At 59.3% G+C, this 16,412-nt stretch carries 11 protein-coding genes; 3 read left to right on the forward strand and 8 right to left on the reverse strand.

The window, feature by feature from the left end:
* Both Q354_RS0104890 and Q354_RS27195 read right to left on the reverse strand, forming a co-directional pair.
* Positions 1-277 (reverse strand): IS3 family transposase (locus tag Q354_RS0104890; protein WP_027856637.1); only part of this gene is annotated, 277 nt, incomplete at its 3' end.
* A gap of 381 nt (positions 278-658) precedes the next feature.
* Positions 659-1,507, reverse strand: a complete 849-nt coding sequence (locus Q354_RS27195) for an alpha/beta hydrolase (protein WP_051559901.1) — start codon at positions 1,505-1,507, stop codon at positions 659-661.
* 153 nt (positions 1,508-1,660) lie between these two features.
* On the opposite strand from Q354_RS27195, the gene Q354_RS0104900 reads away from it, so the two are divergent.
* Positions 1,661-3,088 (forward strand): alanine/glycine:cation symporter family protein, encoded by a 1,428-nt coding sequence (locus tag Q354_RS0104900; protein WP_027856638.1) that lies wholly within the window; start codon positions 1,661-1,663, stop codon positions 3,086-3,088.
* Positions 3,089-3,093: 5 nt separating this feature from the next.
* Here Q354_RS0104900 and Q354_RS0104905 read toward each other — a convergent pair whose 3' ends face one another.
* From Q354_RS0104905 to Q354_RS0104930, 6 genes are all read right to left on the reverse strand, one after another.
* Positions 3,094-4,071 carry a DUF6635 family protein gene (locus Q354_RS0104905; RefSeq protein ID WP_245600996.1) on the reverse strand — a complete coding sequence of 326 codons (978 nt, stop codon included), beginning with the start codon at positions 4,069-4,071 and terminating at the stop codon, positions 3,094-3,096.
* Positions 4,072-4,177: 106 nt separating this feature from the next.
* On the reverse strand, positions 4,178-6,484 hold the full coding sequence (locus Q354_RS24650) for a putative bifunctional diguanylate cyclase/phosphodiesterase (RefSeq protein WP_051559903.1): 2,307 nt from the start codon (positions 6,482-6,484) through the stop codon (positions 4,178-4,180).
* A gap of 109 nt (positions 6,485-6,593) precedes the next feature.
* Positions 6,594-7,262 (reverse strand): tRNA (adenine(22)-N(1))-methyltransferase, encoded by a 669-nt coding sequence (locus Q354_RS0104915; RefSeq protein WP_027856640.1) that lies wholly within the window; start codon positions 7,260-7,262, stop codon positions 6,594-6,596.
* Between the two features lie 111 nt (positions 7,263-7,373).
* Positions 7,374-9,107, reverse strand: a complete 1,734-nt coding sequence (locus Q354_RS0104920; RefSeq protein ID WP_027856641.1) for a hypothetical protein — start codon at positions 9,105-9,107, stop codon at positions 7,374-7,376.
* A 207-nt stretch (positions 9,108-9,314) separates the two neighbouring features.
* Positions 9,315-11,324 carry a TonB-dependent copper receptor gene (locus tag Q354_RS24655; RefSeq protein WP_051559904.1) on the reverse strand — a complete coding sequence of 670 codons (2,010 nt, stop codon included), beginning with the start codon at positions 11,322-11,324 and terminating at the stop codon, positions 9,315-9,317.
* 145 nt (positions 11,325-11,469) lie between these two features.
* Entirely contained in the window at positions 11,470-13,032 is a 1,563-nt protein-coding gene (locus Q354_RS0104930; RefSeq protein ID WP_036228615.1) for a BCCT family transporter, read from the reverse strand.
* Between the two features lie 233 nt (positions 13,033-13,265).
* Here Q354_RS0104930 and Q354_RS0104935 point away from each other — a divergent pair, with 233 nt between their 5' ends.
* Positions 13,266-14,171, forward strand: a complete 906-nt coding sequence (locus Q354_RS0104935) for an EamA family transporter (RefSeq protein ID WP_027856643.1) — start codon at positions 13,266-13,268, stop codon at positions 14,169-14,171.
* Between the two features lie 57 nt (positions 14,172-14,228).
* Entirely contained in the window at positions 14,229-16,133 is a 1,905-nt protein-coding gene (locus Q354_RS0104940) for a DUF255 domain-containing protein (protein ID WP_027856644.1), read from the forward strand.
* Positions 16,134-16,412: the final 279 nt, after the last annotated feature.

The raw sequence follows: 16,412 nt of genomic DNA on the forward strand, positions 1-16,412 counted from the left end.
AGAGAGCCGTAGCCTTTTTTAGTATCGCCTTCTCCCTCTCCAGCCGGTTGATCCTGGCTTCCAGCTCCTGAATCTTTTGCTGTTCGGGTGTAAGTGCCTTTGACGCTGGCGTTACACCATCTCGCTCTGCACGCAACTGGTTAACCCAGCGCCGCAATGCGGTCTCACCCACATCAACTGCACGACTGGCTTCAGTCAGGCTGTAGCCCTGATCAACCACCAAGCTGGCGGCTTCCATTTTGAACTCGGTTGAAAACGAACGACGCTGTCTTGCCATTGAACACCTCTCCTTTGGTGGTGACTTTACCACCTTAAATGGTGTCCGGAATCATTAGACCACTACACCGGGAGTTCAAAGGGGGCGGCGGCACGCCCCCTTTGGGGCCGAAAGGCCAATGCAGAACAGGGTCAAAGTCTGGCAGCAAGACGGTGGCCGACTGAGTAGTTCCACGCAGTCTTTCGGAATCATAAAACTCTTTATTATCAGCGCCTTAGGGTGACTCAGGGCCCCTTTCATCGCGCACGGCGTGTACTCCCACAACAACGTCTGAGGCCCGACGTTACTGAGAGGCTCCAACGCCGCCCGAGGGTTTCGTACCTCAACCCGCTCTACCCTATGCCCAGAGTTATCTCGCCCCCCTAGGCAGAAATCAAAACATCACCACAGCTCTACCCTGTTCTGATATTGCTGCGGGGCCTGGATAAAGGCGGCGATGCGGCTCCAGAGCCGGGGGCCGTAATTGGGGAAGAGATCGTTATGCCCCGCGTTAGAGACCGAGACCAGACTCTTGTGACTTGAGGGATAGCGCTGGTAAAGCGCCTCCCCCAGGCGGAACGGGATCTGGCGGTCGCGGCGGCCGTGGATAAACAGCGCCGGGGTATCGATACGCTCCAGCTTGGCGAGCTGGTCGAAGGGACGGCGGCTGACAAACCAGTCGAGCCAGCCCATCCCGGCGGAATCCATCACGGCATGGCCGCTGGTAAAGCTTCCGGCCAGTATCAGGCCACCGAGGGACTGCCCCTGCGCTAGGTCGATGGCGATGGCAGAGCCGAGGGAGCGGCCGAGGATAAAGATATCCTGCGGGGCAAATTCCAGTGTGCGGGTGGCATAGCGCAGGGTGGTGGCGGCATCCAGGTAGACGCCCCATTCGCTGGGTTCGCCCTCGCTGCGGCCATAACCGCGGTAGTCGATCAGTAATACGTTGACGCCCTTCGCCGCCAGTTGCTCGGCGTCCCGCAGCCGGTGCAGGGCGTGACCGCCATTGCCATGAAAGAACAACACCAGCTTGCGGCTGTCCGGCCGGGGCAGGTAAAAGCCATGCAGGCGGATATTGTCGGCCGTCTGCAGGGAGACTTCCTCGACGGCACTGCCACTCAGATCGTAATCGCCGGCGCTGAAACGGGACGGAAAGAAGGCATAGTGGTTAACGATCGCATCGTTGCAGCCGGTCAGCAGCAATGGCATCAGGCCGGTGATTATCAGGATACGCAGGCGGTTACCGATCACTTGTGCCTCCTCAACGGTTTGTAAGGTGCTACAGGCGACGCATCAGGCCTGCCGCTACGTTGTTAACTATAGCCACAGAGTTATCTCCGGGTGGCAATTAGCTTCTACACTTCAGCTTAGTACGCCCCTGATATCTGACTGATAGGTACTGCGATGGAAGCCATCATCAATTTCCTCAACGGCCTGCTCTGGGGCCAGTTACTGATTCCGCTGCTCCTCGGGGTCGGGCTGCTGTTCTCCGTCCGCCTGCGCCTGCTGCAGCTGCGCCATTTTGGCCATATGTTCCGGATTGTGATCAGCGGCCGCCGTGAGGACAGTCACGGTATCTCGCCGTTTCAGGCACTCTGTACCTCGCTCGCATCCCGGGTCGGCACCGGTAACCTGGCCGGTGTCGCAGTGGCGCTGTATATCGGCGGTGCCGGGGCGATCTTCTGGATGTGGCTGACGGCCCTGCTGGGGATGGCGACCGGTTATGCCGAGAGTGCGCTGGCACAGCTGTATAAGACCGAGGACAGCGACGGGGTCTATCGCGGCGGCCCGGCCTACTATATCGAGCGCGGCCTGGGCCAGCGCTGGCTGGGGATGGTCTTTGCGGTACTGCTGATTATCTCCTTCGGCTTTGTCTTTAATGCGGTGCAGGCCAATTCGATTGCGCTGGCGATGGATGCCGCCTTTGCGATCGATACCCTCTGGTCCGGCATTGCGGTGACGCTGGTGGCCGGGCTGGTGATCTTCGGCGGTATCCGTTCGATCGCCCATACCGCCGAGCGGGTGGTACCGCTGATGGCACTGGTCTATATGCTGGTAGCGCTGGCGGTGGTGCTGATGAACATCACGGCCGTGCCGGGGATGCTGCTGAATATAGTCGAGAGCGCCTTCGGCCTGAACCAGGCGGCAGGCGGGGTCGCCGGTGGCCTGATGGTGGCGCTGATGAACGGCGTTAAACGCGGCCTGTTCTCCAATGAGGCGGGGATGGGATCGGCCCCTAACGCGGCTGCTTCGGCGACACCGGTGCCACACCATCCGGCTTCACAGGGCTTTGTGCAGGCGCTGGGGGTGTTTATCGATACCATTGTGATCTGCACCTGCACTGCGCTGGTCATCCTGCTGTCAGGGGTGCTGGAACCGGGTAGCGGTGTTTCCGGGGTGGCGCTGACCCAGTCGGCGCTGGAGGCGACCCTTGGCAGTGCCGGTAAATACCTGGTGGCGATCGCGATCCTGTTTTTCGCCTTCACCTCGATCATCGGTAACTACATGTATGCCGAGAGCAACCTGATCTACCTGATGGGTAACCGCAGCGCCCACGGCGTGATCAATACGGTGCGGCTGCTGGTCCTGGCGATGGTGCTCTGGGGGGCGCAGGAAAAGGTCGGCATCGTCTGGGATGCCGCCGATGCATCGATGGGCCTGATGGCGCTGGTCAACCTGACCGCCCTGCTGTTGCTGTCCGGTGTGGTGGTGAAGCTGACCCGGGATTATGAAAGCCAGCTGGACCAGGGCCTGACACCGCAGCTGGATGTCCGCGACGCTGACGTCCCCGGACAGGTCGACCGGGAGATCTGGCGACGCCGGAGACCGTGAAGCGCCTACATCAGCCCGGTCTTCACCATATCGAACACCTCCAGCACCCGTGCCACATACTGGTCTTTGGGGCGAAAGCGGTTACTGCTGCGTTCGATAAAGTCCTGCTCCATATGATCCAGCAGCTTATTCAGCCGCTGACGGTGCAGTCCCAGCATCGCCTGCAGCGGATCGGAGATAACACCCGACAGGGCGGCAAAGGCCGCCAGCAACGCCATCACCGCGGCCGCGACACCCGCGGTCAGACCGAGGCTCGGTTCCGGCGGGAAGAAGGCATACCAGAGACTGCCGATCCCCTCCCCGAAAACAAAGCTGCGGATGGCAAGTTCATTGCTGATAAGCGCCGCCAGCGTCAGGGCGATACCCAGCCCGCCGGGAGTAAATTTCTGGAAGGCAAAGGCGCCCAGCACAGTGCAGCTGAGGGTGTTGGTGATATCGGCCGATGCGGTGCGGGTCACCTGATACTGGGTGATCGCTTCCATCACCACCGGTTCGGCCAGAGCATGAAAGCGGGCGCTGTCCAGCTGGCGATGGTCGTGGCGCTGGTAGAGGCTTTGCAACTCTTCGGCGATAAAGTAACTCAGCGAGCTGTCCGCCCGGCCCTCACCTAACAGCTCTGCCAGTACCCGCTGGCTGATACTCTGCTGCACCTGAGTGGTGAAACCGGCCGGAAAGCGTCCCAGCTGCTGCCAGAGCCAGCCCCTGCCGGCTGTTTTGGCGACCAGAAAGCGGATAATGCAGAGCAAGGCATAGAGCGGGGCCCAGAACAGGTTGACCGGTGCCCGCAGCATATCCCAGCCCAATGCGACCCGGTTGGTGGCGATAGCACCGGGGTAGCGGAAATGGCGGCAGATAAATCCCGGCAGCTGCGCCCGGCAGTGGGCAAAGTAGGCCCGGATGCCGCGCTGCAGTGCCTGTTCGATCTCGGTGGATGTAATGGCCTGCACGCCTGTCTCCGTCATATTGGTGTCTAACGCTGTCATCCGCTCCTGCCTCTGTTGCCCGGTTGAATCCTTATGACTGCCGTGCCGGCGTTTTGATCCCGCCACCGGCAGGACAACCGGCAAGAGTGACGATATGAGCTATGTCTCAGGCGCAGTCAGCAGGTTGCAGCAGGCTTTCGATCGGTTGTGGCCGGGCAATACCGTAGCCCTGGGCGTAATCGACGCCAAGCTGGCGCAGGATCTGGGCGATCTCGTCGGTCTCGACAAATTCGGCGATGGTCTTCTTGCCCATCAGATGGCCAATATCGTTGATGCTGCGCACCATCGCCAGATCGATCTCGTTTTCGGCGAGGTCTTTCACAAAGATGCCATCAATCTTAACGAAATCCACTGGCAGGTTTCTCAGGTAGCCAAATGAGGAGAGGCCGCTGCCAAAGTCATCCAGGGCAAAGCGGCAGCCCAGGGCTTTCATCTGGTTAATAAACTCCACTGCTTCGGCCAGGTTGCTGATCGCCGCGGTTTCGGTGATCTCAAAGCAGAGCTGCTGCGGCCGGATACGGTATTGCTGCAGGGTATTGCTGACGAAGGTCAGGAAGTCCTTATCGTTGATCGACAGGCCGGACAGGTTAACCGACAGCTGCAGCTCGTTGTCCGGGTTGTCGGCCAGGAAGGCACAGACCTGCTGCAGTACCCAGCGGTCCAGTTTAGGCGACAGGCCATAACGCTCGGCGGGTGGCAGGAAGGCCCCCGGCGGGATGATATTGCCCGCTTCGTCACGGTAGCGGATCAGCACCTCGTAATGGGTGTCTCCCCCCGGTTGCAGCCCGGCGATCTCCTGCTGGTAGAGGCAGAAACGGTTCTGCTCGATGCCCTGGTGGATACGGTTGATCCACAGCATCTCGCCATGACGGCGCTCAGTCGCGGCCTCGTCCAGCTGCTGGAAGGTACGGTTACGGCCCAGGTCCTTGGCGGTGTAGCAGGAGGAGTCGGCCTGACTCAGCACGCTGGCGGCGTTGGGCCAGCTGCGGTCGAGGCTGACGACGCCGATGCTGACGGTAATCTTGAACTGCTGCTCGTCCCAGGCAAAGGAGAAGTTCTCCACCGCCTGGCGCAGTTGCTCCGCCAGGCGCAGGGCTTCCGTCTGACTGCAGTGCTCCAGCAGGATGGCAAACTCATCGCCGCCGAGGCGGGCGACAGCATCGTGCTGGCGCACCTGAGATTGCATCAGATTGCCCAGCTGTCGCAGCAGCTGGTCTCCGGCTTCATGGCCACAGCTGTCGTTGATCAGCTTGAACTGATCCACATCGAGGAAGAAAACCGCATGCTGGCTGAGATCCAGCTGCGACTGCTGCAGCCGCTGGCTGATCAGCTGCTCGAAGCGATGACGGTTAATCAGCCCGGTCAGCATACAGTGGCTGGCCTGGTACTCCAGCTGGCGCGTCATCTGGTGCGCCTCGGTGACATCCTCCTGGGTACAGAGGTAGTGGGAAATTTCGCCCAGCTCGTTGCGGATCGGTGAAATCACCACCGAGGCCCAGTAGAGATCACCGTTCTTACGCTGGTTCTGGACGTTGCCACGCCACTCCAGGCCCTGACTGATCTGGCCCCACAGTGTCAGGTAAAACGCCTCGTCATGATGACCGGAATTCAGCATGCGCGGATTCTGTCCCAGGCACTCCGCCCGGCTGTAGCCGGTGACGCTGCAAAAGCGCGGGTTCACATAGGTAATACGCGCCTGCGGATCGGTAATCATCACCATGGTGGCGCACTGCTCTACCACCACGGAGAACTGCTTCAGTTCATCCTGATAGCGCTTGAACTCGCTGATATCGCGGGTAATTGCGAGGTGTGCCTTAACCTGACCATCGCTGTCCCACAGCGGCACCGCATGGCTGTCGACCCGTTTCCGCCCGCCCTGCAGGTCCAGCACGTCGTATTCCATCTGGGCCGATTCGCCACAGAAGATGCGGCGGTTAAACTCGATATAGGCTTCGCGGTCTTCCGGGGCAATGAGGTCATAGACCGAGGCGTTACGTACCTGTTCGATTGAATCGGCGGCAATGATACTGAGCCCGGCCGGGTTCATATCCAGCAGAGTTCCGTCCTCGGCGACGGTTTTAACACATTCAGGCTCGGAGGCGATGATCTGTTGCATCTGCTCCTGTTGCTGCTTTAACTGGCGGTATTGCAGCCGCGCCCTGACCACTATATGCCCCACCACCAGCCCGAACAGCAGCCAGAGTGCACTGATCGCCACGCGGAACGCGATCTCCTCCGGGGTAGGCTGGGTCAGCTGTTGCAGGAAGGAGATATCACGGAAGCGCCAGGCCGCCAGCAGCGGATCGATGACCCAGATCAGCAGGCTGAACAGCAACGCGCCCCGGAAAGGACCGGAAGCGACAATCTGCGGCAGGTTGAATTCTGCCAGAAAACGAGAACAGGTTTTAAGCAAGGCGCAATCATCCCAATAATGCCTGAAACGCCTAAGTTAGCATTTCAGCGCTAAATAACTAGCACTAATTCAATTACCCGGCGGGGACAGTAAAGTTGCCTGATGATGGTCAGTTAAGCAGCTGTTTATAGGCAGTAATGACTTCGGCAGCTGCCGGATTACGCTGCAGCATGCGCTGGTAGTGATTCAGCGTGCGCCGCAGGTAATCGCGGTGCGTGGCCTGGTCGAAATCCCACATCTGCGCGCCCACCGGACTGACCGGCGCGGCATCGCGGGCGGTGGTGACATGCAGTACTTCATAGAAGCGGTTGTTTTCCTGCAGCAGGGATTCGGCCAGCAGCCCGAGGTTCATCGCCCGCAAGGCCTGGCGCACCTGATACTGCTGCCGTACCGGACAGAGGATAAATTCCAGTGCCTGACCCGGATGGGCGTTTAGCAGGGCTGTGACCAGTTCGACCAGCAACTCGCCCCCGACCCCGGCAAGAATCACCAGCTGGCGTCCCGCAGCCGGCAACGGCAATTGCGACACATCGGCGCAGTGAACCTGCCAGCTCTGCCTCGGCAGGTGCGCAAAGAAGCGCTGCAGGCTGGACTCGACATCGGCCATCAGCGCCGGTACCCGATCGACAAAGTGCACTTTGTGCGCCGCCCGCCGTGCCAGCAAGGCCATCCCCAGCTGGCCATGGTCACAGCAACAGTCCCAGATATGCTCATAAGCAGGCTCTGGAGTCTCTGGGATCATCGCATCGATCCGTTGCAGGCGCAGGCTGAGTTTCAAGGGAGGGTACCGCCATCATGGTTATGTCAGGGGCGGCAATGATAGGGGAAAAGCCCCCGGTTGAGTACCGGGGGCGGACAGGCTGCGATCAGTATGACAGCGGCTTCAGACTTAGCGCGCCGCGGTCTCGACCTCTTGTGGCACTTTCATATCGAACTCGGTCAGCAGCTCGACGCCCTGGGGGTTCGGTCCGAGATCCAGCTTCAGGCGCAGGTCCAGTCCCTGCAGCAGGGCGATATCATCCGCCAGCTCGGGATCGGCACTCATCTGCAGCATCGGGATCATCGGTGCCATTGCCTTCTGGTAATCCACTGACAGGCTCAGCAGGCCATTGGCGACCGGTGCAGTTGTTTTCAGCTGATCGGCCACGGCGGCGCCCTTGTCACCGGTATAGAGCACCAGATGCTTGCCCTTCAGCGCCAGCATCGGCTGAACATCGAAGTTGGGCGGTATCGGCAGCAGGCCGGAGATATCCACTGCGGTACCATCCAGCGGCAGTTCCAGCTGCGCCAGCTGAGGCAGCATCGATTTCGCCAGATTAACCAGATTCGCCGGGTTCTCGGCACTCAGCGAGACTATCGCCTCGAAGCTGTCCAGGTCGGGCTTGGTGGCATCGGTATTGAGGCTGTAGTCCAGCAGCGACATCGAGACGCCTTTCACGCCCTGCGCCATACCGGTCACCATGCCCAGCATCATCGGGTTGTTGCCTGACATCGACTGCTGCATCTGCTGCAGTGGCTGGCAGCTGTATTCCGGCGTCATGGCATCGTTCCAGATTGATGTCAGCGCCGGGCTGATCTTATCGGCTTCAAGGCCAAGGCCAAACCCGAACACCGATGGCTGGGACAGATACTCGGGCAGGAAGCCCTGCATCGAGTTCAGCGCATCCATAAAGACCTTGTTTTTGCTCTCCAGTACCGCTGAAGCCACCATATGCGTTTTCTCGGCACTGATATTGGTTTCGCGCGAGCCCATCACGATACGGGGCCAGTTTTCCGCCACCCCCTTCAATTCACTGCGACAGGCGTCGGTGCGAACATCTGCCAGATCCAGTTCGCCGGCTTTGACGACATTCCCCAGCATCTCTGCCAGCAGGTTACCCTTCTCGGTCGTCAGGCCGGTCACCAGGTTGAGATGATCGATATAGCTGATATTAGTAGCTTCGAAACCGTGCTGTTTCTGCAGCGCCGCCAGTTTATCGCTGTCGGCCAGCGAGACGGCCGGTTTCGTCAGGCCAAAGGCCATCTCGGTGACTGCGGCATCGTTAAAGTCAGTATCCAGGGTGATGCTGACCCAGCCGTCGCGCTCAGTCACCAGCAGGTCCAGCGTCTTACCATCCTCGCCCAGCGGATAGGCGCGATACGACTGCCCTTTCAGGTAACGCAGCTGATGGCTCAGGCCGCTTTCCTGTTCAGCCTTGTCCAGCAAAGTCCAGATCGCCTGCGGATCGGCCACCTGATAGCGTGCCACCGGGATGAAGCCCAGGGTGTAGATAAAGGAGCGCATCTCATCCGGCAGGCCGAAGGTTTGCTGGAATGTTTCGGCTGATCCGGCGGCGTCCATGTAGGCGATCATCAGCTGACCAAAGAAACGGGCTCTGGGGTCGGATTCATCCTGCAGGGCTTCAGCCAGGTGCTGCGGCGATTTAGGCTGGGTCAGGGCCGTGGACTGCAGATAGGCCTTCATCGGGAACGGCTGTAGCTGGCCGCTGAACATCACCGTATCGGCGGGCACATGGCTCAGCACCGCCTGGGTCGGGTCCTGCGGCTGATTGACGGACTGATTAATAAGGTACCCGGCGATCCCTGCTCCTGCGATCGCACCCGCTATAACTAAATTGCGCACACTGCATACTCCCTGCAGACTGAATAAGAGCACCGATGGTAACGCAGCGGGTCGAACAGGCACCACTTAAACCTGTAAATTAGGAATTATTCCTAGATATTGAAAAGTAACTGATTTCAGTGCTTTAGCCCTGCCTGACTGGCCCCAGGGCAACGGAGTGCCCGCAGACTGCGGGCATCCCGTTGCCGCCGGGAGCATGGCAATGGCTCAGAAGGTAGCGCTCAGCTTCAGCCAGGCACTGCGTCCCGGTTCGGCCACCTGCACCTGGTTACCGCTAACATCTTCGCGGTTTTCATGGCTGCGCCAGAGCTTATCGAACAGGTTATCAACACCTGCCGTCAGCATCAGGCTGTCATTAATGCGGTACTCACCATGCAGATTCATCACCCCGTAACCCGGGGTTTTCTGCACATCCAGGCCGTTACAGGCACTGTCGCTGCGCAGACAGACATCATTTTGCCGGGCGGCAGTCACCAGCTCAGCTGCCAGCAGCCAGTCGCTCTGCTGGTATTCCAGCGCCAGGCGGGCACTCAGCGGTGAGATCTGGGACAGGCTCTGGTTGTCATCGCGGTTGTTACCCTGCAGCCATGCCAGCGCCGGGCGCAGGCTGAGGCTATCGCTCAGGCGGTAACGGCCTTCAAATTCGATCCCGTAGAGCTCGGCATCGACATTGCGGTAGCTCTGCACATTACCGCGATATTCGCGCAGGATGTAATCGGAGACCCGGTTATACCAGCTGCTCAGCTGCCAGCGGTGGTCACCGTTGTCGAAGTCCAGCGACAGTTCCAGCTGATGGTGCTTTTCAGGTGCCAGTTGCGGATTACCCACCCAATCTCCCTTCGCCATAAAACGCTCGGTCGCATCGGCACTGCGCACGCTGCGGGACAGGCTGGTTTCCAACTGATAATGGCTGTTGAGGCGATGACTCCAGCTGGCAAAACCGGCCACATTGGTCTCGTCCTGCGGCTGATCCGAGGCACCATAGATCGCCTGATAACGCGCCGCCGGTGTTGTCGGGGTGCCCATCAGCATAAAGCTTTCCCGGCTGCGCCCGGCTTCAGCGCTGACCCGGTCAAGCCGCAGGCCTGCCTTGATGCTGTTGGTGTTATCCAGGCGATGCTCCGCTTCGGTAAACAGGCCATACTGGCGGATCTCCGCCTCCGGCCAGAGAATTCCGCCCTTCATGCCGTTTATATTATTGATGACCGTACCGTTGCGGTCATTCTGTTGCAGGTCGGCCCCGAACACCCAGGCTGTATCCGCAAAGTAGGCATCCAGCAGGACACGGCCGCCGCTGGTGTCCGAGCTGGTCGGCGCCTTCATCTGCATCATCCCGGCCGGGCGCAGGCTGAAATTGTCCATCAGGTGATTAATCTCTGTCCGATAAGCCTCCACACGCAGGCGCTGCAGGTTGCCAGCGGCAAAATCATGGGTCAGCTTCAGGCGCATACTGTCGTTATCGGAGAAGGGGCTGTCCATACCGGCACCGGCGAAGAGCACGTTCTCCTCTTCAACCTGCTCGAAACTGCCCTCCAGCCGGGTATTGTCACCCAGACGAATGCCGCCCAGCAGGCCTGCCGACTGGCTCTCCCAGGCCGAGCGAACCTCATTGCCCGCGCCGTCCTGATAGTTTTCCGCCTCCCCCCGGTGTCCTATCACACGCAGGTAGCCCAGCTCGGAGGCGGCAGTCAGATCCAGGTTGAGCGCTTCGCTATCGCTATTACTGCGGTAGCTGTAGCTGGCTTCCCCGGAGACGGTCTGTTCGATATCCGGCCAGCCACGCTGAAACAGTACCGTGCCGCCACTGCCACCGCCGCCATAGATAACCGTCCGGCTGCCCTTGATCACCGTGATCTGATCGTAGCTGTCGGTCACCGCGTAGGTCGTCGGCGGGTCCATCCGGTTGGGACAGCCGCTGTGGAGATAGGCACCATCGAGCAGGATATTGAGGCGGCCCTGGCTCTGGCCGCGGATAATCGGGTCGATACCACGGCCGCCCATGCGGGAGCCGGAGACCCCGTTCACCGAGCGCAGCAGTTCACCTCCATCACTGAGCGGCGCCGGATTAAGCTGCGCCGGGGACTGCCCCAGCACCTGCAAGGCTTCGGCAGGATAGAGTTTCACCGCTTCCGCTGCGCCAGCGACATCGCTTTCTGCTACAACGGTCTGGGACACAATCGCCGCTGTAACGGCCAGCCAGAATTCCTTCTTCTTCACTTCAGACACCGCTAAATTAGAAATAACTAATAAGAAGTTGCGAAGTGTATTACAGAAGTTCCCTCGATCGAATGTGACATGCTGTCGCGCGGCAGATTGCCGCACGGCGTAACGGTCAGGCAAGCGGCCTTAAGCGGTCACTCTATCAGCGTTGCTGTTCCCGGCTCAGCCCACGGTAGAGACTGACACACATCAGGACCAGTACCACCGTAAAGGGCAGCCCGGTGGTGATCGCGCCGGCTTGCAGTGCGCTCAGCGCTTCGGCACCGCCACCGAATAACAGCACCGCCGCGATCATTCCCTCCAGCGTAGCCCAGAACACGCGCTGTTTGACCGGGGCGTCCACCTTCCCCCCGGCGGTGATACTGTCGATAACCAGCGAGCCGGAGTCAGAGGAGGTAACGAAGAACACCAGTACCAGGATGATTCCCAGGGCCGAGGTAATACTTACCAATGGCAGATTTTCCAACATCTGGAACATCGCCAGCGAGACCTCACCTATACCATTGGCCAGTGCGCCAATGCCATTTTGTGCCTGATACAGGGCAGAGCCGCCGAACACGGCCATCCACACCATCGTTACCAGTGTCGGCACCAGCAGCACGGCGATCATAAACTCGCGGACGGTACGGCCTTTTGATATCCGGGCGATAAACATGCCGACAAACGGCGACCAGGAGATCCACCATGCCCAGTAGAACACCGTCCAGCCATGGAAGAACTTGTCGTCTTCGCGACCGATCCAGTTACTCAGCGGCAGGATATTCTCCAGATAGCTGGTAAAGATCGTTTCGGCGCTGATCAGAATCGCCAGCGTAGGCCCCATGATCGCCACAAACAGCAGCAGGATCAGCGCCATCACCATATTGATATTACTCAGCAGCTTAACGCCGCCATCCAGGCCGCGCATTACCGAGAAGATCGCCACTGCGGTGACCGCAATAATGATGCCGATCTGGGTGTTAATCGCATCGGGAATACCAAACAGGAAGGCCAGTCCGCTGGACGCCTGCTTCGCCCCCAGTCCCAGTGAGGTCGCCAGGCCAAAGATAGTCGCCAGTACCGCCAGAATATCGATACAGTGGCCCCAGAAACCCCAGCAGCGCTCACCCAGTAACGGGTAAAACGTCGAACGGATGGTCAGCGGCAGGTTACGATTGTAGGTGAAATAGGCCAGAGACAGGGCCACCACACCGTAGATCGCCCAGGGATGCAGTCCCCAGTGGAACATGGTGCCCCCCATGGCAGCGGCCGCTCCCTCCGCGGTTTTGGCCGGGGCATTCAGCGGCGTCCCCCACCAGTCGGTGTAGTAGGCCACGGGCTCTGCCACTGACCAGAACATCAGGCCGATGCCCATCCCGGCGGCAAACAGCATCGCAAACCACGACAGGGTGGTAAAATCCGTCTTGGCATCTTTGCCGCCCAGCCTGATCCGCCCTACCGGCAGGAAAATCAGCGCAATACAAAACAGCACGAAGAAGTTTCCACCGACCATAAACAGCCAGTCAAAGTTGTTGATCGACCAGCCCTTGGCCCCGTCCAGCATCACCTTGGCATCCGCCGGAAAAATCAGTGTCAGCACCACAAACACCAGGATCAAAAAGGCACTGATACCAAAGACCGGGTTATGGATATCCATCCCCATTACCTGGACGTTGTCCTGCCCGACCTCATAGTCGGTATCAAACTCATCTCTTGGGCGTTCCATCACAGACCTCCCGCACCGGTTTGTTTCGACTCTTACTGCAGGGCAGACCATTGCCGCAAAGTGCCTTATTCATTAATGGACATTTGATATTCAGTCTGGCAACTACAGCAGGATTCACCAATAGTCCGCCGCTATCAGTCAAAGTATGTCGGTAGCGATAAGCTTATGCTTGCCACAGCATCGCCCGGCGGCGCACACTGCATACCTCCGTGTATAAAAGGAAGTCTGCGGCTATGCAACAAAAAGACTGGCTGATCGCCCTGCTGGTGGTCACCGCCTGGGGATTCAACTTTGTGGTTATCCACTGGGGACTGGAAGAGCTGCCTCCCCTGTTGCTGGGTGCCCTGCGCTTTCTGCTGGTGGCTATACCCGCCGTGTTCTTTATCCGGCCACCTAAGCTGCCCCTGCGCTGGCTACTGGCCTATGGCTTTACCATCAGCTTCCTGCAGTTTGCCCTGCTGTTCAGCGCCATGCAGCTGGGCATGCCTGCCGGACTGGCCTCGCTGGTGCTGCAGGCCCAGAGCATCTTTACCCTGCTGTTTGCACTGGTATTTCTGGGCGAGGCGTTTCGGATGCGCCAGCTGATAGCCCTGCTGATCGCCGCGGGCGGCCTCTGGCTGCTGGCCAGCCAGAGCGGTGACAGCAATATGACGCTGATCGGCTTTGTCCTCACTATTACGGCAGCCGCCGCCTGGGGGGCAGGCAATATTATTAACCGCAGGATCGGCCAGCTCGGTAACGTTAATCTGATCAGTCTGGTGGTCTGGGCCGGGCTGATCCCCCCGCTCCCTTTCTTTGCCGCCTCATGGTTTATCGAAGGTCCGGAACTGATACTCAACAGCCTCTCGGCGATGACCTGGCAATCCGCCGCAGTGCTGTTCTACCTGGCCGCAATCGCCACCCTGTTTGGCTATGGCAGCTGGGCCTGGCTGCTGAAACACCACCCGGCATCGACCATCGCACCCCTCACCCTACTGGTGCCTGTCTTCGGTCTTTTCAGTGCCTGGCTGTTTCTGGATGAGCAACTCAACAGCGTGCAGTTCGCCGGTATTCTGCTGGTGATGGCGGGCCTGTTGGTTAACAGCTTTGGCGACCGCCTGCACCCCGCCCGGGTGCTGAAGTTTATTTCGTCGCGCTGAAAACTTTCACCCCGTCCACCTTGTCCAAGGCCTCATCGTAAACATGAGGGAGCCACAATGGGACAGGACGCAAAAATCCACCGATTCAGTGCCGGGTTACTTCTGACTGCGCTGCTTGGTCTGTCAGGACTTATCAGCGCGGCTCAGGCTGCCAGCTTCGGCCACAAGGACGGTGTCGACTGGCAGCGCTGGGAAAAAGCCGCCTTTGACAAGGCCCGGGCTGAAAACAAGCTGATTCTGATTAATGTCGGAATGGAAGGCTGCACCGCCTGCAACCGCATGGAACGGGTAACCTACCGTAACCAGGCAGTCATCGATCGGATCAACCGTGATTTTGTTGCCATCGCCGTCGATGCCCAGGCCCGGCCTGATATCGGTGAGCGTTACTCCGACTGGGCCTGGCCCGCGACCGCCTTCCTGCTCCCGGATACCACACAGGTATTCGCCACGGCAGGCAACCGCCTGCCGCGCAACTTCATTCCTCTGCTCGAAGACCTGGCAACGCAGCACCGCAAAGGGGAGCTGAAAGCCGATCCCAACGCCCCCTACGCGACCGCGCCGGAACCTGTATCCAGCGAGCTGAGCCTGATTCGCGACCAGGTACGGCTGCAACTGGACCGGGCCTTTAATGAAGAAACCGGTGGCTGGGGACGCTGGGGCGTCAATACCGAGGTCACCGGCCCACGGATGCTGCATCTGTATTACCGCGCCCACCTGTACGACAACCAGGCGTTACGCGATTCCGCGCTGCAGGTCAGCGAGAGTTTCCTGCGCACGCTCGACCCGGTATGGGGCGGCGCCTATCAGGCATCGATAGCCGCGTCCGTTAAAGATGTCCCCGAGCGATTCCGTAAACTGATGGCCATTCCGGAAAAGCGGATCGGTAACCAGGCCAATGCCCTGATCGCTTTCAGCGAGGCCTACAAACTGACCGCTGATGAACGTTACAGAAAGGCTGCCGCTGAAATCGACCGTTACCTGAACAACTGGATGCTTAGCCCGGAGCATACCTGGTACGCCAACCAGAAGGATGAACCTGAAGATCTGCCGGCAAACTGGTGGCCTCAGGACTACTGGCTGCTGGATAGTGATGAGAAGCGCCGCCGCTTTGCCATTCCACCGATCGACCATGCGGTATACACCGACAAGAATGCCGAGGTCATCAGCGGCTATGTCCGGGCCTGGGAGGTTTTTGGCAATGATCGCTACCTGCAACGCGCGGTTGCCGCCGCCAACAGTCTGATCGCGGAACGCCTGCAACCGTCTGGCTGGATACGCCAGTCAGTTGAAAACGCCGCCATGTCGGACGACCAGCGGGTTCATCCCCACAGCGAGGAAGTTCGCCCGTTCCTACGCAGCCAGGCCCAGTTCGGCCAGGCACTGCTGGACCTTTATCAGGCGAGCGGCGATTCAAAGTGGCTCGGTTATGCCACTTCATTGGGCGATGCCATGCTGGAGCAGTTGTATGATGTCAGCCAGCATGGCTTCTTCGCCACCTCACTGGATGAAACCGCCCGGTTAATCGCGCCACGCAAACCACTCGAAGACAATGCTATGGCCGCTGCATTCTTCTACGACCTGCATATCCTGACAAAAGACAGGCGCTATCAGCCCATCGCCGAGGCCACCCTGCGAGCCGTCGCAACACCGGAGATTCTTGCACGCGAAGGAAAGATGACAGGTAAGACAGCATTGTTACTGGAGAAGCTCACGGCCGCCTATGTGGAATTTTCCGTCGTCGGCGATCCTGCGCATAATCAGGCTAAGGCCCTTTATCGGGCGGGACTGGTAAGCAACCATCCCCGTAAGCTGCTGCACTTTGAAAAACCGGGACGATATCCGGATATGGGCAGGCCTGTCATGTTTATCTGTAATCCCGATCGGTGCTCCCTGCCGGTTACATCCGTAGAAGAGGTAGCGCGCACCGCCGCAACATTCAGGGCCGGCGCCAGCAGCCTCTGATCCAGAATAGACAGCAGACACAAAAAAACCAGATCTTCAGATCTGGTTTTGACTGTCACCTGCAGTGCCGGTTAATGGGGGAGCCAGCCTTTACGGCTGCCCGGCTCAGCGACGACGAAAAGAAGAAAAGGCTGCCATCCCACAGCCTCTCTTAATATTGATTGCCGACCTTTTTGACCCATCCGAGAAGAAGGTATGTCAGCAATCTCAAAGAAACCGGTCATCACCAGGTTCGGGCTTTGCCGCTTATAGCCGGCGAAGATTGCCAGCCAACACATC

The sequence above is a fragment of the Marinobacterium jannaschii DSM 6295 genome, from assembly GCF_000620085.1.
GTDB lineage: Bacteria > Pseudomonadota > Gammaproteobacteria > Pseudomonadales > Balneatricaceae > Pontibacterium > Pontibacterium jannaschii.

What these genes read in the sequence shown, in the direction of transcription:
- Q354_RS0104900 (WP_027856638.1), top strand. Translation starts at nt 1,661, where the DNA reads ATGGAAGCCATCATCAATTTCCTCAACGGCCTGCTCTGGGGCCAGTTA.
- Q354_RS0104905 (WP_245600996.1), bottom strand. Translation starts at nt 4,071, where the DNA reads ATGACAGCGTTAGACACCAATATGACGGAGACAGGCGTGCAGGCCATT.
- Q354_RS0104935 (WP_027856643.1), top strand. Translation starts at nt 13,266, where the DNA reads ATGCAACAAAAAGACTGGCTGATCGCCCTGCTGGTGGTCACCGCCTGG.
- Q354_RS0104930 (WP_036228615.1), bottom strand. Translation starts at nt 13,032, where the DNA reads ATGGAACGCCCAAGAGATGAGTTTGATACCGACTATGAGGTCGGGCAG.
- Q354_RS0104940 (WP_027856644.1), top strand. Translation starts at nt 14,229, where the DNA reads ATGGGACAGGACGCAAAAATCCACCGATTCAGTGCCGGGTTACTTCTG.